Genomic DNA, 23611 nt, shown 5'->3' on the forward strand with positions numbered 1-23611 from the left:
TTTTATAATCTATTAAATTTATCTTCTAATTGTTTCAGTTTTACATATGAATTTGCTTTTGTAATTAACTCTATGTTGATAAAAGGCTTTACAACATAATCAAGCCCTCCACTTTCATAAGCTTGTTCTATATCTTGAGTTGAATCTTTTCCTGATAAAAAAATTACTGGAATATTTTTTGTTTTTTCATCACTTTTTAATTTAGAACAAACTGTAAAACCATTCATATCAGGCATCATAATATCAAGTAAGATTAAATCAAAATCATGTTCATTTACAAGTTTTAATGCCATTTCCCCACTTTTTGCATAATACATTTTATGACCTTCATTTTTTAAAATATTCATTGCCATTTGAATATTTTTAGGTACATCATCAACTATCAATATTTTACTTTCCATTTTCAAGTTTTACCTTTAAGTTATCAATTAATTCTATATAAGTATTCATTAAATAATCAACTTTCTCAATATCAAAAGCTTCAATATTTTTTAATAATTCTGAAGAATAATCTTTTAATAAATAAATATCTTTTTGTATTGATAAATCATATAATTTCTGTGCAAATTCTTCAATTAAAGAGAAATCTCCTCCATCTTTAATCTCTTTCCATTCATCTCTTAACTCATTTTCTAATTTATCAATAACTTCTTGCAATTTTTTAATATCAATAACTTTATAAATATCTTTTTCTAGAAAATCTTCATTTACAAAAAAATATTTTAAATATTTACCTAACTCTTCTATTAAATCATCTAAAATAACAGGTTTTCTTAAATATCCATCAAAACCATATTTTGACACTTTTTCTAAATCTTTTCCCATAACAGAAGCTGTAAGAGCAATCAAAGGAATATTTTTTAATCTTTCATCATTTTTTATTATTACAGCAGCTTCATATCCATCCATTATAGGCATTCTTAAATCCATAAGTATTAAATCAACATTTATATTTTTTAATTTATCTAAAGCTTCTTGCCCATTATTAGCCATTATCAAATCTATATCATAATCTTTCAAACTTGCTTGTACTAACTTTCTATTCTCTTCTACATCATCAACTACTAATATTTGTGCTTTTTCAAAAGCAATATTTGAAGCTGATAATTTATTTGAATTAGTTTTTTCTTCCATAGAACTAACAGGAATATCTCGCAAAATTACTCTAAAAATAGAGCCTCTATTTTTTTCACTTTGAACCTCTATTTCACCATTCATCATATGAACAAGCTTTGCACAAATTGCAAGACCTAAACCTGTCCCACCATATTTTGCAACATCTTGATTTTTCACTTGTTCAAAAGCATTAAAAATTGATTTTAGATTATTCCCATCTATACCAATTCCAGTATCTTCAACACTAAAAATCAAATCTATTTTACTTTTTATATTATCTTTATATACATTTTCAACTTTTAGTTTTATGTAACCTTTTTCTGTAAATTTAATCGCATTTCCAATTAAATTAAATAAAATTTGTCTTATTCTTACACCATCCATTATTATATACTTTGGTATTGTTTTATCAATTTCTACAATAAAAGTTATATTTTTACTTATAATTTTTGAATGAAAAATAGATTCAATTTCTAAAAACATATTTGTAGGGTTTATTGATTCTTGTTTTATTTCAAGCTTTCCTGCTTCAATTTTTGAAAGATCTAAAATATCATTTATAATTCTTAATAAAGAATCTCCTCCTTTTTTTATAGAACTCAAATACTCTTTATGCAAAGGATTTTGTATTTCTTTATCTAAAATTTCTGTAAATCCAATAACAGAATTCATAGGAGTTCTTATTTCATGGCTCATATTTGCCAAAAACTCACTCTTTTGTCTAGCGATATTTTCAGCTACATCTTTTGCTTTTTTTAATTCTTCATTTAAAGAATTTATATTATTTCTCTCTTTTTCTAGCTCTTTTTGGATTTTTTCTTTTTCTTTTATCTCTTGTTTTAGTTTTCTATTCCAATAAAAAATTATGCTTAGAATAATAAAAGATATAACACTTATTTTCCAGATTAAATCATAATCAATATTTTTTCCACTATCAATTTTTATCCATTTTCTATAAATTTCATCTTTTCTATCTTGGGGAATATGTTTTAAAATTTTATTCATAATTGATACTAAAATAATATTGTCTTTTTCAACACCAAATCTATATTCAGTGTTGTATCCAGTAATTCCAACTATTTTTAAATTACTTAAACTATATATTTTGCTGTAATAATCAAAAGTTGGGATATCTAATATAAAATAATCTATCATACCTGTTGATAATGCTTTTAATCCTTCTGGTATATCTTTAAAAGTACCAAAAATTTCTAAATCAGGATTATCTCTTTTTATCATTTCAGTTATAAAATGCCCTTCAACCAAACCTAGTGTTTTATTTTTTATATTTTCTAAATCTTTTATGGAACTTATATATCTTTCATTTTTTTTATTTCCAATAATTACAATTTGAGAAGAAAAATATTTTGAAGTAAAATCTAAGATTTTTGACATTGAAGGAGTTATTGTAACAGCATCAAGTATTTTTATTTCTTTATTTTTTAGTAAATTAACAGAATCTTGCCAACTATTTGTATCAAGATGTGAAAAATTAATTCCACTAACTTCTTTTAATAAATTTAACATATCAGGAATAATTCCAACATATTTGCCATCTTCATAAAAAGAAAAAGGTGGCCATTTGGGATCACCAGATAAATATATTATTGGATTTTGTTTTAACCAATCCAATTCTTCTTTTGAGAAATTTATTAATCTTTCTTTTGATTCATTCTCTAATATCCATTTTTTATTTATTTTATCTTTTTCTTCTTCGCTAATACTATCAAGAACTTTTTGAATTATGTCAAATAAAATTTTATTCTCTTTTAAAACTGCTATTGATAACTTTGCACTTTCAAAATCTGATTTCATCTTTATTTCTAAATTTGTAAGTAAATCTTTTTCTATAAAATATGTAACAACAGCCAAATTTCCTAAATAAAAATCTGCTTTTCCATAAGAAATAGCTTTAAAAGCTTCTTCATTTGACTTAACAAAATAAAACTTCATATTAGGAAACATTCTAGATAAATCTTCATATATATAATTGTTTTTTTGAACAGCTACTTTATAATTTTTTATTTCATCAAAAGTATTAAGTTTTAAATCTTTTCTTCCAACAACAACGATTTCAACATCTAAATAAGAATCTGTAAAATTAAGATAACTTTCTCTTTGAGAAGTTTTTGCAGCACAAGCTAATAAATCTAGCTCTTTTTTTTGAATTTTATCTAATACATTTATCCAAGCATCAGAATATATATCAAATCTTAAACCTGTATATTTAGTTATAAGATTTAAATATTCAGAAGAGACTCCTTGATGTTGACCAGTTATATCTATGTAGTCAAAAGGAGGCCAATTTGCATCTACCCCTACTTTTATTTTGGGATTATTTTTTATCCAAGTTAATTCTTCTTTTGTAAAAATTAAATTATTATCTCTTTCAACATTACAGAAAAGCACAGAAACAAATAGTAGTAAAAAAGTTATATATTTCATTTTAAGCCTTTCTTTAAAAGTTAAAACAAAATATTATAACATAAAAAAATATTTTTTAAAAAACTATAAACTCTTCTTCTAAAATTATTTTATTATCAAAAAGTATTCTTCCAAGAAAAACATCTCCAACTTTAAATAAACCAACACCTTTAGGTGTTCCGCTCATTAAAATATCACCATCTTCAAAACTTAAAAATGTTTTTGCTTCATTTATAATCTCATTTGGTTTATTTATCATCAAAGAATAATCACCTTTTTGTTTTAATTCACCATTTATGTAAAGTTCAATTTCTAATTTTGAAATATCTTTATCAAAACTAATAAATTTTGAAAAAACAGCAGCTCCATCAAAAGCCTTTGCTCTTTCCCAAGGTAAACCTTTTGCTTTTAATTTACTTTGAACTTCTCTTAGTGTTAAATCTAAACCAAATCCAACAGCGCTTATTTTATCATCTTCAATTAAAAATGAAATCTCAGCTTCATAATGACAAGAATTTTGATTTTTAGGAAAAACCAATCTATTTGAAACTGCTGAATTTGGTTTAATAAAAAATACCATATCTTCTGGAACTTCGTTATTAAGTTCATTTATATGATCCATATAATTCCTTCCAATACAAACAACTTTTGATGGAATTATTTCAATATCATCTAAAAATATTTTATTCATAATTTTCTCTTCTTTTAAATAAATGTAAGTAACATTTTAATACTTAAAAGCATTAATAAACAAGCAAATACTTTTTTTACAATTCCAACTGGTAAAATATGTACCAATTTAACACCAATTGGTGCAGTTAGAAAACTAAAAAAAGCAACTATTGCAAATGCAGGCAAAGATACATAACCTAAAATTAAATCATCCAAATTTGTGTGAGACCAACCATTTATCATATAACCTAATGTTCCACTTATTGCTATTGGTAAACCAATAGCAGCACTTGTACCTATAGCTTTTTTAAGTTCTACATTTTGCCATAATAAATAGGGAACACTAAGAGAACCTCCACCAATAGAAACCATTGCTGAAATTGCTCCAATTAAAGAACCAGAAAAAAACTGAATAATAGGAGAGAAAAGAGTTCTACTTGGTTTTGGCTTTTTATTTAAAAACATTTGAATAGAAACATATGCCATAAAAACTGAAAAGAATATGGCCAAAAATAACGAACTTAAAATTGAAGCTAAAAAGGTAGCTAAAAATGTTCCTATTAAAACTCCAGGTGCCATCATCTTAACAACATCCCAAAGAACACCTTGTTTTTTATTATGTGCTCTTAAACTAGAGATTGAAGTAATAACAATAGTTGCCATTGAGGTTCCTAGTGCTAAATGTACAACATTTTCACTAGAAATCCCTTGTGCTAAAAATAAAGCTGTTAATACTGGAACTATTATTCCACCTCCACCTATTCCTAATAAACCTGCTGCTATCCCTACTATAATACCTAATAAAGCATAAGCAATTAAAAATTCTAATCCAAACATTTAAATACCTAAAATATAATATTTATTGATAGAAATTATAACATTGTATTATTATGTTATAACTTATATATAAAAAATATAATGATTATTATATAATTAAAAAAATCTATTATAAGGTTAAAAAATGAAAAATAATTTATTAATTGTTTGGACAAATGGTGATATTGAAGTTGCAAATAAATTTCCACTTTTATACTCTTCTGTTATATTAGATAGAGGATATTGGGAAACAGCCCATTTAATGCTATGGGGACCATCTATTTTATTAGCAAAAAACAATCAACAAATCCAAGAACAACTAAAAAAAATACAAAAAACAGGTGTAAAAATGAGCGCTTGTATTGTCTGTGTAGAAGACTATGAAGCAACTTCTATTTTGGAAGAATTAAATATAGAAATTACTCATACAGGTGAACTTTTAACAAGTGCATTAAAAGATGATACTTATGCTGTTATGACTATTTAATATTTATCAATAACATCTTTTATTAAAACTGAAGTAATTCCCCAAATTACTTCTCCTTCATACTCATAAACCCAAATTTTATGTCTTTTATTTCCCCAAGGTTTTTTATAAGTATCAGGAAGCCCAAGTTCTTCAACAGGGAAAAATATCTCTTTATTTCCATTTTCATCTATTTTATATGGCTGAATCTCATGAGCTAAAGTATACTCTTTTGGTTCATTATCTTTAAAAAAAGAGATAGGAATAACTATCGTTTTTTCAACTTCATTATGATCAATCTTCATATTATTATAAGCTTTTTTCTTAACTCTTGCTACAAAAGATTCAATTATTGCACCAATTGGAGCTACATAAGTATCAAGTTGTCCTAAAATTTTTATATCTTTTTTAGGAATTCCTAACTCTTCATAAGTCTCTCTTAAAGCTGTATCTTTAAAATCTTTATCGACATCTGATTCAAAACCACCACCAGGGAAACAAATATCTCCACCTTGTCTAATATGTGCAGCTCTTTTTTGAAATATCAAATGATATTCACCATCTATTTTTACAAGTGGTATTAATACAGCACTATTAAAAAATCTATCCCTTCCCAAAACATTTGGATGTTTTGGAAGTTTTGATACTAATTTTTTTAAATTATTTTTTTTCATTTATTTTTTCTTTATAGATTTTATAGCATCACACATTGTTCTAATTATTTTTATTAAATTTTTTTCTTCTATTGTATATGCAACTATTGAATAAACAAGTGTTCCAAAAGGTCTTATCCAAACACCATTTTTTACGCAATAATCTTGAATTTCTTGTGCAAAACAATCCTCTTTTAATTCTATTATTCCTATTGCACCTATATTTCTTACATCTTTTACTAAATCTAAACCTTTAATTGTTTCTAATTCTTTTTTAAAAATTTCTTCTATTTTGTTTACTTTTTTTTGCCAAGAAGAACTTAGAAGTAAATCAATGCTAGCATTTGCAACACTACAAGCAAGTGGATTTGCCATAAACGTTGGACCATGCATTAAAACACCAATTTCACTATCAGAGATAGTATCACTTATCTCTTTTGAAGTAATCATAGCAGCCATTGTCATATAACCACCTGTTAAACCTTTTCCAACGGTGATAATATCTGGTTTAATATTTGTCCATTCAAATGCAAACATACGCCCAGTATGACCAAAACCTGTTGCAATTTCATCGAAAATCAATAAAATATTATATTTATCGCAAAGTTCTCTTGCTTTTTCTAAATAACTAGGATTATAAATTCTCATTCCACCTGCACCTTGTACAATTGGTTCAAGAATAAATCCAGCAATTTCCTGATGATGTTTTTCTAAAATATTTTCTAAATCTTTAATCTCTTTTGAACAATCACTATCAAATCCAAGAGCAGGAGCAGTTGTAAAAATATTTTTACTCAAATATGAACCATATATAGAATGCATTGAATTTAAAGGATCACAAACACTCATCGCCCCTAAAGTATCTCCATGATAAGAATGTTCCAATGCCAAAAATTTATACTTATTTAAACCTTTTGCTTTTTGATATAAAATTGCCGTTTTTAATGAAACTTCAACAGAAACTGAACCACTATCACATAAAAAAACTGAATTTAATCCTGTTAATTTTACCAATTTCTCACATAAGATTGAAGCTTGTTCATGAGCTAATCCTCCAAACATTATATGAGGCATAATATCAACTTGTTTTTTTATCGCTTCATTTAATTTTGGATGATTATAACCATGAATTGCACTCCACCAAGAACTCATACCATCAATTAATTCAACACCTGTTTCTAAAAAAATTGTTGTATTATTTGTTTTTTTTACTGGAAGAATTTTTGTTTTGCTAGGAAGAGCATTATAAGGATGCCAAACGTGTATATTATCTATATCTAACCAATTCAAATAGTTTTCCTATATTTTAATTGGTTAAATTATATCTAAAGATTATTACAAAATTGATAAATCTTTTACACTACGCAATCTAAGATAATTAAAAGTAATGTACCTTTATATTTTTCATTATTATATTCAAACTCAGTATTTGAAATATCAATATACCCATCCATATGTTTATGAATTATTTCTTGACACATATAAAGTCCAATTCCTGTACCTTGATGCTGGTGTTTTGTAGTGAAATATGGTTCAAAAACTTTTTCTATAATTGCAGGAGGAATTCCTCCTGCATTATCCCTTATTTTTATCAAAGCTTTTCCATTTTCTCTTGTAATATCAATAAATATTAATCTATTTCCATTTTCTACTGATAATAATGCATCTTTTGCATTATTAAAAATATTTATCAATACTTGTATTAATTCTGTTTCATATCCATTTACTTTTATATCATTTATATTATAAATTATTTTTATCTTATTTTCTATGAAATTTGCACTTAATAAATCAATTGTTTTTTTACAACATCTTTCTAAATAAAAATCCTCTTTTTCTTTTTGTGGTTTAAAAAAATATCTAAAATCATCTATTGTATTTGATAAATATTTTGATGTATTTAAAATTGAATCAATTGTTTTATAAAAGAACTCATCATCTAAATCATTAACTTCTTTTTTTAATTTAATTCCACTTGCATTTGTTGTTATTAAAGATAATGGTTGTCTCCATTGATGGGCAATATTTTCTATCATTTGTCCCATAGAAATCATTTTTTGTTGTTGAGATAAAATCCTATCTTTTTTTAGATTTTTTTCAACTTCTTCTTTGATTCTATCTTCTAATTGATTATTTATTTCTTTTAATTTTTTTGTTTTTTCATTAACAACATTTTGTAATTTTTCATTTAATTTTTTTAGAAGTCTTTGTCTATATAAAATTCCTAAAAAAAGTATAAATAAAACAAATGATACTTTCCAAATAATAGAATAATCAAACTCTTTTTTATGTTCAGTAAAAATCCATTTATTTAAAATCTCATTTTTAACTAAATCATCAATACTTAAAACAGCTTTTTGAATTATTCCATACAAAATATTGTCACTGCTATTAATTGCAATTGAAACATCCATTGTCTCATCTAATTTTGCTGAAATGGCAATTTTTGTAAGATATTTTGTTTGTATTTTATACCAAGATGTGGAAATAGTATCTATATGACCAAATGTTTCTTCATTTAAAAGCTTTTTTATTCCTTCATCTATATTTTTAACAGTTACAAAATCTATATTTTTATATTTTTCTTTAAAAGTATTAATAAGTGCAAAATCTTCAACAATTGATATTTTTTTCTTTTTTAAAGTAGATAAATTATTTATAAAAGAAACATCACTCTTTGTCAAAAGAACCAATGGAATACTCAAATAGGATTTCGTAAAATTAAAAAACTTTTCTCTATCTTTAGTCCAAATAGCAGATGATAAGATATCACATTTCTTATTTTTAGCCAATTCTAAAGAATCATGCCAAGTTTCAGTTTCAATCAATTTTATAGGTTTTTTTATTCTACTTTCAATTAAAGAGATATAATCAGCAACAAAACCAACAAATTTTCCATCTTTTATATCACTATAAGGCATAGAATTAGGAACAACACACATATTAATAATATCTCTTTGTTCTAAATATTTTAATTCAGATTCAGAAAAAGTTAAATTTCTTAAATTATTTAAATCAAAAACAAATTTATCTAAATCAATTGGTTTTGGAATTAATCCCATAAGATTATATAAATCATATATTCTTTGTATTTTGTCTTTTTTTATTTCTCCTAAATTTACTGTATTAAAATAAGAGAGTTTTCTTAACTCTTTAGCTTCATAAATAAGTTCATCTTTTTTTAAATTTTGAGTATCATATTTATTTATAATAACATTTGAACTCTCTTCAATATTTGAATATGCGTATTCCCAACCTTTTAAAGAGGCTTTTTTAAATAATAAAACTGTGTTTAAATCACTATTTATTAGATTCTCACTTGTATATAACATATCACTATACATATCAAAACCATATCTTTTAGGATCAAAAATATTATATTTTATACCTTCTTTTTGGAGTTCATATGGTGCTTTAGAAATATATCCTGAAATAATGTCTGTTTTTTTGTTTATTAAATCATTAATATTATGAGTATGTTTCATAAACTTTAAATTATCAATTTTTATTTTATTTGAAATTATCATTGCTTTTAAAGATACTTCACTAGCATCATCAATAGTTGTCATAATTTTTTTATTAGAAAAATCATTTATACTATTTATTCCAGAATCCATTGTGCTTATTAAAATCAAAGGAGTTGCCTGAAAAAGAGCATATAAAGCAACTATATTTCTATTTTTAGTTCGTTCTAGTATTAAAGTTTCACGACCAACTGCAAAATCAATTTTTCCATCACTAACTTCTTTAGGGATATCTATTCCAAACTCAAAAGGTTTTATTTCAACATCTAAACCAACTTCTTTATAAAAACCTTTTTCTTTCGCCATATAATAACCAGCAAATTGAAACTGATCAAACCAAGAAAGCTGTAATGTTACTTTTTTTAATTCTTGCGAATAAGATATTGTAGAAATAAATAATAATATATAGAAAAAAGATTTTAAGAATTTTATAAATTTCAAGTTTAACCTCAATATAATTGTTATTGAGTATATCAAAAAATAATTTATAAAGTAAATAAAAAATGTCTAAATTATGACAAAATAAGAAAAGTAATTATCCAAAATAAAACTGATTATCATATATAAATAACTAATTAATAAAAAAAGAGAAAATTGAAAAATAATTTACAATTTTCTCTTATAAGCAATTTAAATTAAAATTTATTTTTAGTGTAAGAAGTGTCTAATTCCTGAGAAATATAAAGCCATGTCATATTCATCAGCAGCAGCAATAATTTCATCATCTCTGATACTTCCACCTGGCTCAATTACACATTTAACACCAGCAGTTGCAGCTGCATCTATACTATCTCTAAATGGGAAAAATGCTTCAGATGCCAACACTGCACCAGTTACATCAAGTCCCATATCTTCTGCTTTTCTTAAAGCTGCTTTTGATGCATCAACTCTTGAAGTCATACCCATACCAACAGCAACCATTGCAGAATTTTTTACATAAACTACACAATTTGATTTTGTTAAAGAAGCAATTTTATAAGCAATTTCCATATCTTTTACTTCTTGTTCAGTTGCAATTCTTTTTGACATAAGTTTTGAATTTCTTACTTCATCTTCTTGTACTTTATCTGCATCTTGGAATACAAATCCACCATCAACTCTTTTAAAGTCAACTTTATCATTTGCAAGTTCTAAATATTGTGTTCCTTGTTCAAATAATTTGATTCTTTTTTTAGCTTCAAATACTTTAATTGCATCTTCAGTAAAACTTGCAGCAAAAATAACTTCTAAGAATATTTCATTCATTTTTTCTGCTAATTCTTTATCAACACAACCATTAACAGCAACTACTCCACCAAAAGCAGAAACTGGGTCACATTTTAATGCTTCAACATAAGATTCTAATAATGTATCTTTAATTGCAAATCCACAAGGATTTCCATGTTTAACTATGCAAATAGCTTTTTCTTTTCCAAAAGCAGCAGCAATTCTAGCAGCTCCACTAATATCACCCATATTATTGAAACTTGCTTCTCCTTTTATAGTTTTAAACTTGTTTGTAAATTGTGAATCAAACTCATATAAAGCACCTTTTTGATGTGGATTTTCACCATATCTAGTATCAAATACTTTAGAACCAACAATAAATTGTTTATTTCCAAAACCATTGTTGAATCTTTTATTCATATAGTTTGCAATCATAGAATCATAAGCAGCTGTATGCTCATATGCTTTAATCATTAAATCTCTTCTAAACTCAACTGTGTTTGTCTCATTTTTAAGATTATTTAATACTAAATCATAATCAGCAACATCAGTAACAATAATTACTGAATCAAAGTTTTTAGCAGCACTTCTCACCATCGCTGGTCCACCAATATCAATGTTTTCAATAATTTCTTCAAAATCATCAGTTTTTTCAATAGTTGCTTTAAATGGATATAAATTTACACAAACTAAATCAATACCTTCAACTCCTAGTTCTTTTGCTTGATCAAGATGAGATTGTTTATCACGTCTATGTAAAATACCCCCGTGAATATACGGATTTAATGTTTTAACTCTTCCTTCAAAACATTCTGGAAATTTTGTAACTTCATTTGCTTCAATTACAGCTATTCCTGCATCTTTTAACTTATTATATGTTCCACCTGTTGAAATAATTTCATAACCCAATGATACTAATTCTTTGGCAAAATTTTCAACACCACTTTTGTCACTTACACTAATTAATGCTCTCAATTTTTTTCCCCAAGTCTTATAATTTTTTGTGATTATACAAAAAAACCAATTAGGACTTGCTTCATCAAAAATTGTATATTTTTTATTTACCAATAAATTATTTTCTGTGATAAAATGGTATTTCTAGCTATTATAAGAGGAGTTTAATATTGGAAAATTTTAAAGATTTGAATCTTCTATGGATATTAGTTTGTGCATTTTTAGTTTTTATGATGCAACTAGGTTTTGCTTTAATTGAAACAGGTGTTGTTAGAAGTAAAAATACTATTAATGTAGCTATGAAAAATCTTATTGATACTGTTTTTAGTATTATTTTTTTCTGGTTATTTGGTTTTGGAATTATGTTTGGATTAGATAAGTTTGGATTATTTGGAACAACAAATTTTTTAATAGATGGAAAGGATTTTAATATAAATGGATTTTTTTTCTTTCAAGCTATGTTTGCTGCAACTGCAATAACTATTGTATCTGGTGCAGTTGCTGAAAGAATTAAGTTTAATGGTTACATCATAATCTCTATTATTGTAAGTTCCATTATTTATCCTATTTTTGGTCACTGGGCTTGGAATGATAATGGTTGGTTAAATAATTTAGGTTTTATTGATTTTGCAGGTTCAACTGTTGTTCATTCAATTGGTGCGTGGATTGGACTTGCAGGTGCAATAGTTTTAGGTCCTAGACTTGGAAAATTTAGAAAAGGGAAAACAACATATTTTGCTCCAAGTAATCATAATTTTATAGTTTTTGGAGTATTTATACTATTTTTTGCATGGTTTGGTTTTAATGCTGGAAGTTTGTTGTCTTTTGAAACTATTGTAACTTCTATTTTATTAAATACCCTACTTGCTGGTGTATTTGGTGGATTTAGTGCTTGGATTATCACTTTATTTAGTAAAGATAAAGTTGGCGTAGAAATTTTTAGTTTTGGAATAATTGCAGGACTTGTAGGAATTACAGCTGGTTGTTATGAACTAAATGCAATACAATCTGCATTTATTGGTTTTATTTCTTCATTTATAATGCATTTTTCTGATATTTTTTTAACAAAAAAATTAAAAATAGATGATCCATTAAGCGTAGTAAGTATTCATGGCTTTGTTGGCGCTTGGGGAACTATTGCAGTTGGAATTTTTGCTGATTTACCAGAAAATTTCACTAGATTTCATTTTATATATGTTCAAACATTAGGAGTAATTATTGCTTTTTGTTTTGCTTTCACTTTTGGTTTATTAATTTTCTTTTTTCTATATAAAATTAATCTATTAAGAGTTAAAAAAAGACATGAAGTTTTAGGATTAAATAGAAGTGAACATAATGCAAAATTACCTTGGGTTGACACTATACAAAGTATTATACAAATAATGAAAACAGGTAATATTGATAAAAAAATTTATGAAGAAAGAGATACAGAAATTGGAATAGTTTCAAAATTTTTCAATTATTTATTAAATATTTTAAGAGAAAAAAATGCGGAACTTAGAAATTCAAATAAAAATTTAAGTGTCAAAGCATACCATGATAATTTAACAAAAATTTTAAATAGAAATGGACTTTTAAAAAAACTTATGGAAAAAAATAATAAATATACTCTTGCAATAATAGATATAGATAAATTTAAATTAATTAATGATAATTATGGACATGATGTTGGAGATTATGTATTAAAAGATTTAGCAGCATTAATTTCAAGCAAAATTAGAAGTACAGATATTTTTGCTAGATGGGGAGGAGAAGAGTTTGTATTAATTTTAGATACAGCTGATTTACTTCAAGCTCAAAACATTGCTGATAACATAAGAAAAGAAGTTGAAATTTTTAAATTTAAAACTGTTAACAAAGTAACTATTTCAATTGGAATAAGCGAATTTAAAAATAAAAATGATACATTCGAGGATATATTTAAAAAAGCGGATCAAGCCTTATATCAAGCAAAATCTACTGGAAGAAATAAAGTTTATGTCTATTAGGAAATCTTACTTTCCTAATAGATATTATTTATTATAAATCTTGCTCAATTACTTGTTTGAATCTATTAAAATAGATAAAACTAACTTTATCTAATTCTTTATAGATATCATTAATAGAGATTTTATCTCCACCAACTTGACCTATTTTGCTATATTCAATATTAAATGATTTTGCAACTTTTTCAAATGCTTCACAGTTTTCAGGTCTTACTTCAACGATAGCTCTACTTAATGATTCAGAGAAAATATCTTTTGAATCATTTAATGAAATAGAGATTTCAATTCCTTTATTACCCACAACTGCCATTTTAGCTGCACTAATTGCAATACCACCAATATTTACATCTTTTGCAGATTTTAATAAACCTAATTTATTTGCTTCAATTACTGTATTCCATAAAGCTAACTCTTTTTCAAAATTTACTTCAGGATGAATTCCAGCAACTTTTCCATACATTTTTTTCATATAAAGTGATGCACCAAATTCTGATTTTGTTTCACCTAAAATATATAAAATATTTCCATTTTCTTGCACACTTGATGGTAATACTTTATTTGCATCTTCATTCACTCCAACCATTGCAATTGAAGGTGTTGGGAAAACCCCAACTCCATTTGTTTCATTATAAAGTGAAACATTTCCACCAATTACAGGAGTATTTAATTCTTTACAAGCTTTTTTAATACCTTCACAAGAAGCAGCAAATTGCCACATAACTTCTGGATTCGTTGGATTTCCAAAATTTAAACAATCTGTGATTGCTTTTGGAACAGCTCCAGTCATAGCAACATTTCTTCCTGATTCCATAACAGCTGCTGCTGCTCCTAATTCTGGATTAATATAACAAAGTCTTGTATTACAATCTGCACTCATAGAAAGAGCTTTTCCAGTCTCTTTGATTCTTATACTTGAACCATCAAGTTTACCTGGACCTTTAATAGTGTTTGTTTGAACCATTGAATCATATTGAGAATAAACCCAAGATTTATCAACAACTTCCATATCTGAGAATAAATCATCAAATGCAACTTGATTTGAAATTTCTTTATCTAATTTAATATTTTCAATGCCATCTAAATAAGCTGGTTTTTTTGTTGGTCTATCTAAAACTGGTGCTTGTTCACTTACAGGTTGAACAGGAACTTCTGCACATTTTTCACCATGCCAGAATAATTCCATATTTCCAGTTGCAGTTACTTCACCAATAACAGCAACATCTAATTCCCATTTTTCAAAAATATCAATAATTGCTTGTTCACAACCTTTTTTAGCACAAATAAGCATTCTTTCTTGAGACTCAGAAAGCATAAAGTCATAAGGAGTCATTCCCTCTTCACGTGCTGGAACTTTATCTAAATGCATAATCATTCCAGAACCAGATCTTCCAGCCATTTCAAAAGAACTTGAAGTAAGACCAGCAGCTCCCATATCTTGAATACCAACGATTAAATCTGCTTTAAACAGTTCTAAACAAGCTTCAAGTAATAATTTTTCAGTAAATGGATCTCCAACTTGAACTGTTGGTCTTTTTGACTCAGAATCTTCATCAAAAGCTGCACTTGACATTACTGCACCACCTAGACCATCTCGTCCTGTTTTGCTCCCAACATACATTACTGGGTTTCCAATACCTTCTGCTTTTCCATAGAAAATTTCATCAGCTTTTGCTAAACCTAAAGTAAAAGCATTTACAAGGTTATTTCCAGCATAACACTCTTCAAATGTAGTTTCTCCACCAATTGTAGGAACTCCCATACAATTCCCATATCCACCAATACCAGCAACAACACCTCTTAATAAAAATCTGTGTTTTTGAGCTGTTTCACTATTTCCCTCAATTGAAGCAAATCTAATAGAATTCATATTTGCAATTGGTCTTGCTCCCATTGTAAATACATCTCTTAAAATTCCTCCAACTCCAGTTGCAGCACCTTGGTAAGGCTCGATAAATGATGGGTGATTGTGTGATTCCATTTTAAATACTGCAGCATATCCATCACCAATGTCAATAACACCAGCATTTTCACCTGGACCTTGAATAACCCAAGGAGCTTTTGTTGGGAAACCATTTAAATATTTTTTACTTGATTTATATGAGCAATGCTCAGACCACATAGCAGAGAAGATACCAATTTCTACATAGTTTGGTTCTCTTCCTAAAATTTCTTTGATATTTTCAAATTCTTCAAGTGTTAAAGAGTGAGCAAGTGCTATCTCTTGAAGGTTCATCTCTTGTTTTTGCATCTTTCGCCTTAAAATATGGTTGTTAAGTTAATGGCGATTATATCTAAAAAGAGTTAAATATTTTTTTAATCTTCTGATAGAATTTTTAGCTCATTATTTGCAACTTCAAAAAACAACTCTTTTTTTCCGTAAAATCTAACACTTGGGCTTAGATACTCTTCATCCATTAAAACTTTATACATTTTTTTACCTAAAGAGTTAGGATAAGGTGATATATCTATATTTGAGAAATTTATTGTTTTACTTTCATTTTTTGCAAATATTTGCTCTTTATAATCTCTAAATTGATTAAAATTTGATTTATCAGCTCTTTTAAAATCTTTAGAATAAAAAGATAAATAATCTTCAATTTTTGAATATTTCCATGCATCTTTCCATTTATATATTGAACTTAAAATCAAAGCAACATCATCTTTTGAAGCTTTTGGAAAATCACCTTCACTTGTTAATAAAATTGTTTTTTTATAATCAATGTTTTTTTCTAAATTTTCTAATTCAGTATTATCTAAAGCTATACATCCTTTTGTAAATTTTTCTCTATCACCATCAAATGGCATACCATGAATCCAAATTCCTGAACCTTTTTTATCTAAACTTTTATCAAATGAATTTGGATATGAAGTAACTAATGCAAATGGACCATAAAATTGATCAACTTGGCTTTTCTTCTCGATTAATTCATAAGCTCCTTCAGGTGTTTTCTTGTCACCTTCTGTATATTTATCACCAGAATTTTCTCCAACTATCACACTATTTCTTAAAACTAATTTGTAATCATTATTAACAATCTCATATAAAGACATTTCTGTCTGTTCTTTTTGAGTTAAAATTACATATTTTTTATATTCATAATATCCATAATCAACATTTTTATTTTCTAAATAATTTTTCCAATAATTTACATCTTTTAAACTATTTTCAATAACTTTTTCTACAGCGCTAATTCCTTCAAATCTATACACATTTACTAAATCATTTGCATACATATTAAAAGCAATAAATACAAAAAATACAAATTTAAACAAGCAATACTCCATCAATATTTAAGTTACGCAATTGTATAATACTTGCCCTAATTATTTAATAAAGAAGAAGTGAAGAACTATGAAAAAAATTATTTTAACAATCATTATTTTATTTAATTTTTTATATTCGGCACAAGTTGAAGAACTTTCATGGCCAAGAGGAGAAAGCTTTTTAACATTTTTAGATAAATACAAAGTCCCTCAAAAATTATATTTTGATTTAGAAAAAGAAGACAAAGAGTTATGTTCAGAAATTGAAGCAGATAGAAGATTTTATTTATATACAGAAGATGATGGCTCATTAAATCAAGTTTTAATTCCTGTTTCTGATGATATTCAACTTCATGTCTATAAAGATAGCAACAATGAATATAAATTTCAAACTTTACCTATTAATTATACAGAATATACAGAAACTGTTGCTATAAAAATCACAGAATCTGTATCTCACGATATTCAAACTGCAACAGGAGATGTTACTTTATCATCAATATTAAAATCACTTTTTCAAGATCCTAGTGTAAATTTTAGAAAAATGAAAAAAGGTGATTTTATTGCTTTAAAATATACTCAAAAATCTTATCTTGGAAGACCACTTGGAATGCCTGATTTAACAGCTGCAATGGTTCAAATAGCTGGGAAACCTTTTTATAGATTTAAAAATGACAAAGATAATAAATATTATGATGAAAAAGGTGTTGGATTTACAAAATCTTATTTCTTTCAAATGCCAGTTACATTTCAAAGAATTTCTAGTGTATTTACAAAAAAACGTTGGCATCCAGTACTAAAAAGATTTCGAGCACACTTAGGAACTGACTTTGCAGCACCTACAGGAAGAAATATCTATGCAGCTGCAGATGGAAGAGTTGAATTTATGGGAGTGAAAGGTGGTTATGGTAACGTTATTATCATAAATCATGGAAATGGATATAAGACATTATATGCTCACCAAAAAGGCTTTGCAAAAGGTATTAGACAAGGTACATCAATAAAAAAAGGAACACATATTGGATATGTTGGAAGCACAGGACTTAGTTCAGGTCCACATTTGCATCTAGGATTATATAAAAATGGAACAGCTATTGATCCAATGAGTGTGATTACAAAACCAAAAATTGAAGGTTTAGATGGAAAAGAAAAAGCTTCTTTCTTAGCTAATACTCAAAATATTATAAAAAAATTCAATAATGAAATTGAAAATGAAAATAGAACAATTCCTACAAGATTAGAAAGAATAACAGATAGAAGTGAAATAAATATACTATAAAAAAGGTAAATAACCATGGCTTTACTAAATAATGATAAAGATATATTACCTTTAAGTAGTATTTCTGAACTCTTAAGTGCAAAAATAAGAACTTTAAAAATGTATGAAGATAAAGGTTTATTACCTCAAAAAAACAACAAAATAAAAAAATTGTATTCAATTAATGACGTAAAAATCATTGCTTTTGTACACTATCTAGCAAATATAAAAAAAATAAATGCAAATGGCATAAAATATATTTTAGAGATAATCGATGAAAATATGGATGAACAAAATAGAAATAGTTTTTTAGATATTATTGAATCAAAACTAGAAAATATTTCTGAAAATGATATACAAGACTTAGAATCTTTTTAAATAATATTTATCTTCAATAATTACTTTTCATTTCTACAAATTATATAATTTAACCAAACTAACCAATTTATCGTAACTACAGCTTTATTCTTTCATTAATATTTTCTTCAATTTAAGTTTAATTTAATACATATATGCTATAAATTTACACATATTTCGTAAATATTTAACATAATATATGTAAAATATTTACATATTATATGAAAAAAGGAGCAATATGAATGGAATAATATTTTCAAAACCTTGTATAGAAAATTCAAAAGATATTTTTAATTTAATAAAAAGATGTGACACTCTTGATTTAAATTCAGAATATCTTTATCTATTACAATGTTCTCATTTTAAAAAAACTTGTGGAATTGCTATTTTAGAAAATGAAGTAATTGGTTTTGTATCTGGATATTTTATTCCTGATAAGAATGATACTTTATTTATTTGGCAAGTAGCAGTTGATGAAAAATTTAGAGGACAAAATATTGCCATAAAAATTATTATTGATATATATAATAGAAATAATATTAATAATAAAATCAAATATATATTATCAACTGTTTCACCAAGTAATAACTCTTCAAAAAGAGTATTTGAGAAACTTGCAGATAATTTTAATACAAAGATTGAAAATAAAACTCTTTTTTCATTGAATGATTTTTTAGATTCACATGAAGAAGAAATTCAATATCTAATTGGACCAATAAACAACTAAAAAAAGGAGTAAAATGAGAATATTTGAAAATTTAGAATCAGAAGTAAGAGGTTATATTAGAAGTTTTCCAACTATTTTTAAAAAAGCAAAAGGTGCTATATTAACAGATGAACAAGGTGTAGAATATATAGATTTTTTTGCAGGTGCTGGAACTTTAAATTATGGTCATAATAATGAACATATCAGTAAAGCTCTAATTGAATATTTACAAGAAGATGGAATAGTTCATGGTCTAGATATGGCAACAACAGCAAAAAAAGAGTTTTTACAAACTTTTGAAAGCTTAATCTTAAAGCCAAGAAATCTTGAATATAAATTGCAATTTACAGGACCAACTGGTACAAATGCAGTTGAAACAGCACTAAAACTAGCAAGACTTGTAAAAGGTAGAAGTAATATTGTAGCTTTTACAAATGGCTACCATGGTTTATCTCAAGGAGCTCTTGCAATTACAGGGAACAATGAATATAGAGATGAAAGTTATATAAGTAGAACCAATGCAACATTTATGCCATTTGATGGATATTTTGATGATACTAATACATTAAAATATTTTAGAAAATTTTTAGAAGATGGAAGTAGTGGTGTTGATTTACCAGCTGCAGTAATTCTTGAAACAATTCAAGGAGAAGGTGGAATAAATGTAGCCTCTAAAGAATGGTTACAAGAACTTGAAGCAATTTGTAGAGAATTTGATATTTTATTAATAGTTGATGATATACAAGTTGGTAATGGTAGAAGTGGAGAATTTTTTTCATTTGAATTTGCAGGTATCACTCCTGATATTGTAACATTATCTAAATCAATTGGTGGTGGGTTACCAATGGCTCTTCTATTATTTAAACCCCAATTAGACCAGTGGAAACCAGGTGAACATACAGGAACATTTAGAGGAAATAATCTTGCATTTGTTGCTTCAAAAGTATCACTTGAACATTATTGGCAAAATGACAATATCTCAAAAGCTGTTTTTTATAAAGAAAAAATTTTAAGAACAACACTTGAAAAAATTGCAGAAAAATACAAAGACACTTATGAAATAGAAATAAGAGGAAGAGGTTTAGCATATGGATTTGAGATAAAAAATGACAAATCAATGGCTAGCGATTTATCTTCAATTGCTTTTGAAGAACAATTGATTGTTGAAACTTGTGGAAGTGAAGGACAAGTTGTAAAATTTCTTCCACCTTTATTAATAGATGAAGAATTATTAATAGAAGGATTAAAAAGATTTGAAAAAGCTGTAGATAGACTTATTGTTGAAAGAAAAAATAATTTAAAGGGAGAATATTAAATGATTGTAAGAGATATAAGAAAAGAAATTATTGGAACATCAAAAGAAGTATTTGCAAAAGATAATCAATGGGTTAGTAGAAGAATGTTATTAAAAGAAGATGGAATGGGCTTTTCATTTCATGAGACTATAATAAAAGCTCATTCAAAAACACATATTCATTACAAAAATCATTTAGAAGCTGTTTATTGTGTAAGTGGAGATGGAAAAATTGAAGATTTAAAAACTGGCATTATCAATGAAATTTATGATGGAATTATGTATGCGTTAAATGAAAATGATGAACATTATTTGTATGGAGGGAATGTTGATATGAGATTAATTTGTGTATTTAATCCTCCACTTACAGGAAAAGAAAATCATGATGAAAATGGTGTTTATCCATTAATTGATTAAAAGGAGAAAAATGAAAAATTTATATCCATCAAGAGGCAAAGAAGAAAAAATCATAAAGAGAGTTGATAAAGTTGTTTATTCTAAAGAAAAAGTTGGAAAATATTCGTTAAATGAAAAAGATATTATATCATATGAAGAAAATGGTTTTATAATAATACCTAATGCATTTAATGAAAAAGAAATTAAAAAATTTAAAGAAGAGTTATCCATACTTGAAAAAAATGAGAAAAATAGAAAAAATAGTGAGTTTATAACAGAACCAAATAGCGATAAATTAAGAACTATTTTTAATCAGCATTTTTTTAGTAAAATCTTTAAAAATCTATCAAAAGATTCAAGAATATTAGATAAAGTTAAACAAATTCTAGGAAGTGAAGTTTATATTCATCATGGAAGAATAAATATAAAAAGAGCATATCAAGGAAAATCTTTTCCTTGGCATAGTGATTTTGAAACTTGGCATAGTGAAGATGGATTACCAAATTGTAGATGTCTGTCTGCGTGGATTATGTTAAGTGATAATACAGAATTTAATGGTCCTTTATATTTAATAAAAGGTAGCCATAAAAAATTTGTATCTTGTGAAGGTATTACACCAAAAGATAATTATAAAAAATCTTTAAAAAAACAAGAATACGGAGTTCCTAGTATAAATGCAATCAAAGAGTTATCTAAAAAAGATAAATTAGTTTCAGCATTAGGAGATGCTGGTACTTTAGTTTTACATGATGGTAACATATTACATGGAAGTCCTGATAATATTTCACCTGATGATAGAACAAATATTTTTTATGTTTACAATAGTGTAAAAAATATTCCACTAAAACCTTTTGCTTCAAAATCTCCAAGAGCCGATTTTTTATGTTTAAAAGATTTTAAACCGTTAAAAACAATAAATCAATAGAATTTCTATTGATTTATTTATGAAGAGATTGAGCAACTATTGATAAAAACTCATCTTTAGTTGTTTTATTTGTTTTAAAAAGCCCTCTTAAAGCAGATGTAACAGTAGTTGAACAAATTTTTTCAACTCCTCTCATTTCCATACACATATGTCTTGCATCAATCATAACTGCAACACCTTTTGGTTTTAAATGTTCATTTAAAGCATCACAAATTTGCTCAGTTAATTGTTCTTGAATTTGTAATCTTCTTGCAAAAACATCAACAACTCTAGGAATTTTACTAAGTCCAATAACTTTTCCATTTGGAATATAAGCAATATGTGCTTTTCCAATAATTGGTAACATATGATGTTCACATTGAGAATAAAATTCTATATCTTTTACCACAACCATTTCATCATTTGTTGATGTAAAAAGAGCCTTTTCAATTATTTCTTTCGGGTCTTGTTTATAACCACTGCACATAAATTCAAAAGCTTTTCTTACACGACTTGGAGTATCAATTAATCCTTCTCTATTAATATCTTCTCCTATATGCGTAAGAATTTTTTTCACAGCATTTTCAAATTCAATTTCTTTAGTCATTAAAATTTTCCTTTAAACTTTTATTATATTATTTTGATAAGATTTACTAAATCCAACCTTTCTTTTTAAATATTAAAATTGGTGTTATTGAAGAAATTATCATAAAAACTATTGAAAATATATATCCATATTCCCAATGAAGTTCGGGAATAAACTCAAAGTTCATTCCATAAATACTTGCTATTAATGTTGGAGGAAGAAATATAACATTTACAATTGTAAAGATTTTTATAACTTTATTTTGTTCAATACTCAAAATACCAATAAAGATATTTTGTAAATAATCTAATCTTTCAAAATTAAAATTTGTATGATCAATCAAGGATTTAATATCTTTTAACATAATTGGTAATTCATTTTTATCATCAACAAATTTTTGAGATTTTAATAAAGAGTTTAAAATTCTTTGTTTATCTGTCAAATTTTCTCTAATTTTCATATTTAAATCTTCAAAGTATGAAATCTTTTCAAGAATTTCTTCATCATCATTTGAATAATCTGTAAATACATGTTTTCTTATTTTTGTAATTTCTTTTGATAAATTTTCAATTGTATCAGCATCAGCATCAATTCGAATATCTATAATTTGACAAAAAATAGAGTAACCATTTTTAAACTCTCTTGGAGAAATTAAAAGTTTTTTAGTAAAAGTATTAAAACTCTCCAATTTTTTATATCTAACAGAAATCAATAATGTACCTTGTAATATAAATGATACCGTTTCATTGAAAGCTGATTTATTATCATTTATCAAAAAGTAACTATTTATTTCTATTCTATTATTTTCTTCCCAATATCGAGAACTCAACTCAATCTCTTCACTCTCTTGTTTCGTAGGGAATTTCATATCAAAAAGATTTTCAACTGCTCTTATTTCATCAATTGTTGGTAAAAGCATATCTATCCAAATTACACTATTTTTATCTTCATTGCTATCAAAAAATTCTATTCCTTCAATAACATTAAGTCTATTTCCTTTTTTCACATAACAATTAATCAAGGCTACTCC

At 26.1% G+C, this 23611-nt stretch carries 20 protein-coding genes; 8 read left to right on the forward strand and 12 right to left on the reverse strand.

The annotated features are described in order from the left end of the window. Positions 1-2: 2 nt before the first annotated feature. The 4 genes from ADFLV_RS10925 to ADFLV_RS10940 are packed head-to-tail and all read right to left on the reverse strand — an operon-like array spanning position 3 to position 5049. A complete protein-coding gene (locus ADFLV_RS10925; protein WP_129011219.1) occupies positions 3-401 on the reverse strand; it encodes a response regulator in 399 nt (132 codons plus the stop codon). Then, a complete protein-coding gene (locus ADFLV_RS10930; RefSeq protein WP_129011220.1) occupies positions 391-3561 on the reverse strand; it encodes a transporter substrate-binding domain-containing protein in 3171 nt (1056 codons plus the stop codon). The genes ADFLV_RS10925 and ADFLV_RS10930 overlap by 11 nt, the downstream gene beginning before the upstream one ends. Before the next feature lie 55 nt (positions 3562-3616). Continuing rightward, positions 3617-4231, reverse strand: a complete 615-nt coding sequence (locus tag ADFLV_RS10935; protein ID WP_129011221.1) for a fumarylacetoacetate hydrolase family protein — start codon at positions 4229-4231, stop codon at positions 3617-3619. A gap of 14 nt (positions 4232-4245) precedes the next feature. Continuing rightward, positions 4246-5049, reverse strand: a complete 804-nt coding sequence (locus tag ADFLV_RS10940; RefSeq protein WP_129011222.1) for a sulfite exporter TauE/SafE family protein — start codon at positions 5047-5049, stop codon at positions 4246-4248. A 124-nt stretch (positions 5050-5173) separates the two neighbouring features. Here ADFLV_RS10940 and ADFLV_RS10945 point away from each other — a divergent pair, with 124 nt between their 5' ends. Then, positions 5174-5515: a DsrE family protein gene (locus ADFLV_RS10945; RefSeq protein WP_129011223.1), complete on the forward strand. Its 342-nt coding sequence runs from the start codon at positions 5174-5176 to the stop codon at positions 5513-5515. On the opposite strand, the gene ADFLV_RS10950 is transcribed toward ADFLV_RS10945, so the two are convergent. From ADFLV_RS10950 to purH, 4 genes are all read right to left on the reverse strand, one after another. Continuing rightward, the gene (locus ADFLV_RS10950; protein ID WP_014474840.1) at positions 5512-6168 is read right to left on the reverse strand and encodes an NUDIX hydrolase; all 657 of its coding nucleotides are present in this window, start codon (positions 6166-6168) and stop codon (positions 5512-5514) included. The genes ADFLV_RS10945 and ADFLV_RS10950 overlap by 4 nt on opposite strands. Further along, on the reverse strand, positions 6169-7437 hold the full coding sequence (bioA, locus tag ADFLV_RS10955; RefSeq protein ID WP_129011224.1) for an adenosylmethionine--8-amino-7-oxononanoate transaminase: 1269 nt from the start codon (positions 7435-7437) through the stop codon (positions 6169-6171). A gap of 65 nt (positions 7438-7502) precedes the next feature. Then, positions 7503-10112, reverse strand: coding sequence for an ABC transporter substrate-binding protein (locus ADFLV_RS10960; RefSeq protein WP_129011225.1), 2610 nt, complete (start codon positions 10110-10112; stop codon positions 7503-7505). A gap of 207 nt (positions 10113-10319) precedes the next feature. Beyond that, positions 10320-11852 carry a bifunctional phosphoribosylaminoimidazolecarboxamide formyltransferase/IMP cyclohydrolase gene (purH, locus tag ADFLV_RS10965; protein WP_129011226.1) on the reverse strand — a complete coding sequence of 511 codons (1533 nt, stop codon included), beginning with the start codon at positions 11850-11852 and terminating at the stop codon, positions 10320-10322. Between the two features lie 149 nt (positions 11853-12001). Here purH and amt point away from each other — a divergent pair, with 149 nt between their 5' ends. Further along, positions 12002-13819 (forward strand): ammonium transporter, encoded by a 1818-nt coding sequence (amt, locus tag ADFLV_RS10970; RefSeq protein WP_129011227.1) that lies wholly within the window; start codon positions 12002-12004, stop codon positions 13817-13819. A 31-nt stretch (positions 13820-13850) separates the two neighbouring features. On the opposite strand, the gene purL is transcribed toward amt, so the two are convergent. Next, a complete protein-coding gene (gene purL / locus ADFLV_RS10975; RefSeq protein ID WP_129011228.1) occupies positions 13851-16064 on the reverse strand; it encodes a phosphoribosylformylglycinamidine synthase subunit PurL in 2214 nt (737 codons plus the stop codon). Between the two features lie 65 nt (positions 16065-16129). Then, positions 16130-17089, reverse strand: a complete 960-nt coding sequence (locus tag ADFLV_RS10980) for a L,D-transpeptidase family protein (RefSeq protein ID WP_014474846.1) — start codon at positions 17087-17089, stop codon at positions 16130-16132. A gap of 79 nt (positions 17090-17168) precedes the next feature. Between ADFLV_RS10980 and ADFLV_RS10985 the strand changes: the two genes are divergently transcribed. The 6 genes from ADFLV_RS10985 to ADFLV_RS11010 all read left to right on the forward strand — a co-directional run bounded on the left by ADFLV_RS10985 (position 17169) and on the right by ADFLV_RS11010 (position 22016). After that, complete coding sequence (locus ADFLV_RS10985) at positions 17169-18359, forward strand: peptidoglycan DD-metalloendopeptidase family protein (protein WP_129011229.1); 1191 nt, start codon at positions 17169-17171, stop codon at positions 18357-18359. Between the two features lie 15 nt (positions 18360-18374). Then, positions 18375-18716 (forward strand): MerR family transcriptional regulator, encoded by a 342-nt coding sequence (locus ADFLV_RS10990; protein ID WP_014474848.1) that lies wholly within the window; start codon positions 18375-18377, stop codon positions 18714-18716. 217 nt (positions 18717-18933) lie between these two features. Then, entirely contained in the window at positions 18934-19422 is a 489-nt protein-coding gene (ectA, locus tag ADFLV_RS10995) for a diaminobutyrate acetyltransferase (protein ID WP_129011230.1), read from the forward strand. A 13-nt stretch (positions 19423-19435) separates the two neighbouring features. Then, complete coding sequence (gene ectB, locus ADFLV_RS11000) at positions 19436-20716, forward strand: diaminobutyrate--2-oxoglutarate transaminase (RefSeq protein ID WP_014474850.1); 1281 nt, start codon at positions 19436-19438, stop codon at positions 20714-20716. Next, positions 20717-21112, forward strand: a complete 396-nt coding sequence (locus tag ADFLV_RS11005) for an ectoine synthase (RefSeq protein WP_129011231.1) — start codon at positions 20717-20719, stop codon at positions 21110-21112. Positions 21113-21122: 10 nt separating this feature from the next. Then, on the forward strand, positions 21123-22016 hold the full coding sequence (locus ADFLV_RS11010; RefSeq protein WP_129011232.1) for a phytanoyl-CoA dioxygenase family protein: 894 nt from the start codon (positions 21123-21125) through the stop codon (positions 22014-22016). A 13-nt stretch (positions 22017-22029) separates the two neighbouring features. Here the strand turns inward: ADFLV_RS11010 and folE are convergent, their stop codons facing one another. Both folE and corA read right to left on the reverse strand, forming a co-directional pair. Beyond that, entirely contained in the window at positions 22030-22602 is a 573-nt protein-coding gene (gene folE, locus ADFLV_RS11015) for a GTP cyclohydrolase I FolE (RefSeq protein ID WP_014474853.1), read from the reverse strand. Positions 22603-22648: 46 nt separating this feature from the next. After that, positions 22649-23602, reverse strand: coding sequence for a magnesium/cobalt transporter CorA (corA, locus tag ADFLV_RS11020; protein WP_129011233.1), 954 nt, complete (start codon positions 23600-23602; stop codon positions 22649-22651). Positions 23603-23611 lie beyond the last annotated feature (9 nt).

Origin of the sequence: Arcobacter defluvii (genome assembly GCF_013201725.1) — a bacterium.
In the GTDB taxonomy this organism is placed as follows: Bacteria; Campylobacterota; Campylobacteria; order Campylobacterales; family Arcobacteraceae; genus Aliarcobacter; species Aliarcobacter defluvii.

What these genes read in the sequence shown, in the direction of transcription:
- ADFLV_RS10925 (WP_129011219.1), bottom strand. Translation starts at nt 401, where the DNA reads ATGGAAAGTAAAATATTGATAGTTGATGATGTACCTAAAAATATTCAA.
- ADFLV_RS10930 (WP_129011220.1), bottom strand. Translation starts at nt 3,561, where the DNA reads ATGAAATATATAACTTTTTTACTACTATTTGTTTCTGTGCTTTTCTGT.
- ADFLV_RS10935 (WP_129011221.1), bottom strand. Translation starts at nt 4,231, where the DNA reads ATGAATAAAATATTTTTAGATGATATTGAAATAATTCCATCAAAAGTT.
- ADFLV_RS10940 (WP_129011222.1), bottom strand. Translation starts at nt 5,049, where the DNA reads ATGTTTGGATTAGAATTTTTAATTGCTTATGCTTTATTAGGTATTATA.
- ADFLV_RS10945 (WP_129011223.1), top strand. Translation starts at nt 5,174, where the DNA reads ATGAAAAATAATTTATTAATTGTTTGGACAAATGGTGATATTGAAGTT.
- ADFLV_RS10950 (WP_014474840.1), bottom strand. Translation starts at nt 6,168, where the DNA reads ATGAAAAAAAATAATTTAAAAAAATTAGTATCAAAACTTCCAAAACAT.
- purL (WP_129011228.1), bottom strand. Translation starts at nt 16,064, where the DNA reads ATGCAAAAACAAGAGATGAACCTTCAAGAGATAGCACTTGCTCACTCT.
- ADFLV_RS10985 (WP_129011229.1), top strand. Translation starts at nt 17,169, where the DNA reads ATGAAAAAAATTATTTTAACAATCATTATTTTATTTAATTTTTTATAT.
- ADFLV_RS10990 (WP_014474848.1), top strand. Translation starts at nt 18,375, where the DNA reads ATGGCTTTACTAAATAATGATAAAGATATATTACCTTTAAGTAGTATT.
- ectA (WP_129011230.1), top strand. Translation starts at nt 18,934, where the DNA reads ATGAATGGAATAATATTTTCAAAACCTTGTATAGAAAATTCAAAAGAT.
- ectB (WP_014474850.1), top strand. Translation starts at nt 19,436, where the DNA reads ATGAGAATATTTGAAAATTTAGAATCAGAAGTAAGAGGTTATATTAGA.
- ADFLV_RS11005 (WP_129011231.1), top strand. Translation starts at nt 20,717, where the DNA reads ATGATTGTAAGAGATATAAGAAAAGAAATTATTGGAACATCAAAAGAA.
- ADFLV_RS11010 (WP_129011232.1), top strand. Translation starts at nt 21,123, where the DNA reads ATGAAAAATTTATATCCATCAAGAGGCAAAGAAGAAAAAATCATAAAG.
- folE (WP_014474853.1), bottom strand. Translation starts at nt 22,602, where the DNA reads ATGACTAAAGAAATTGAATTTGAAAATGCTGTGAAAAAAATTCTTACG.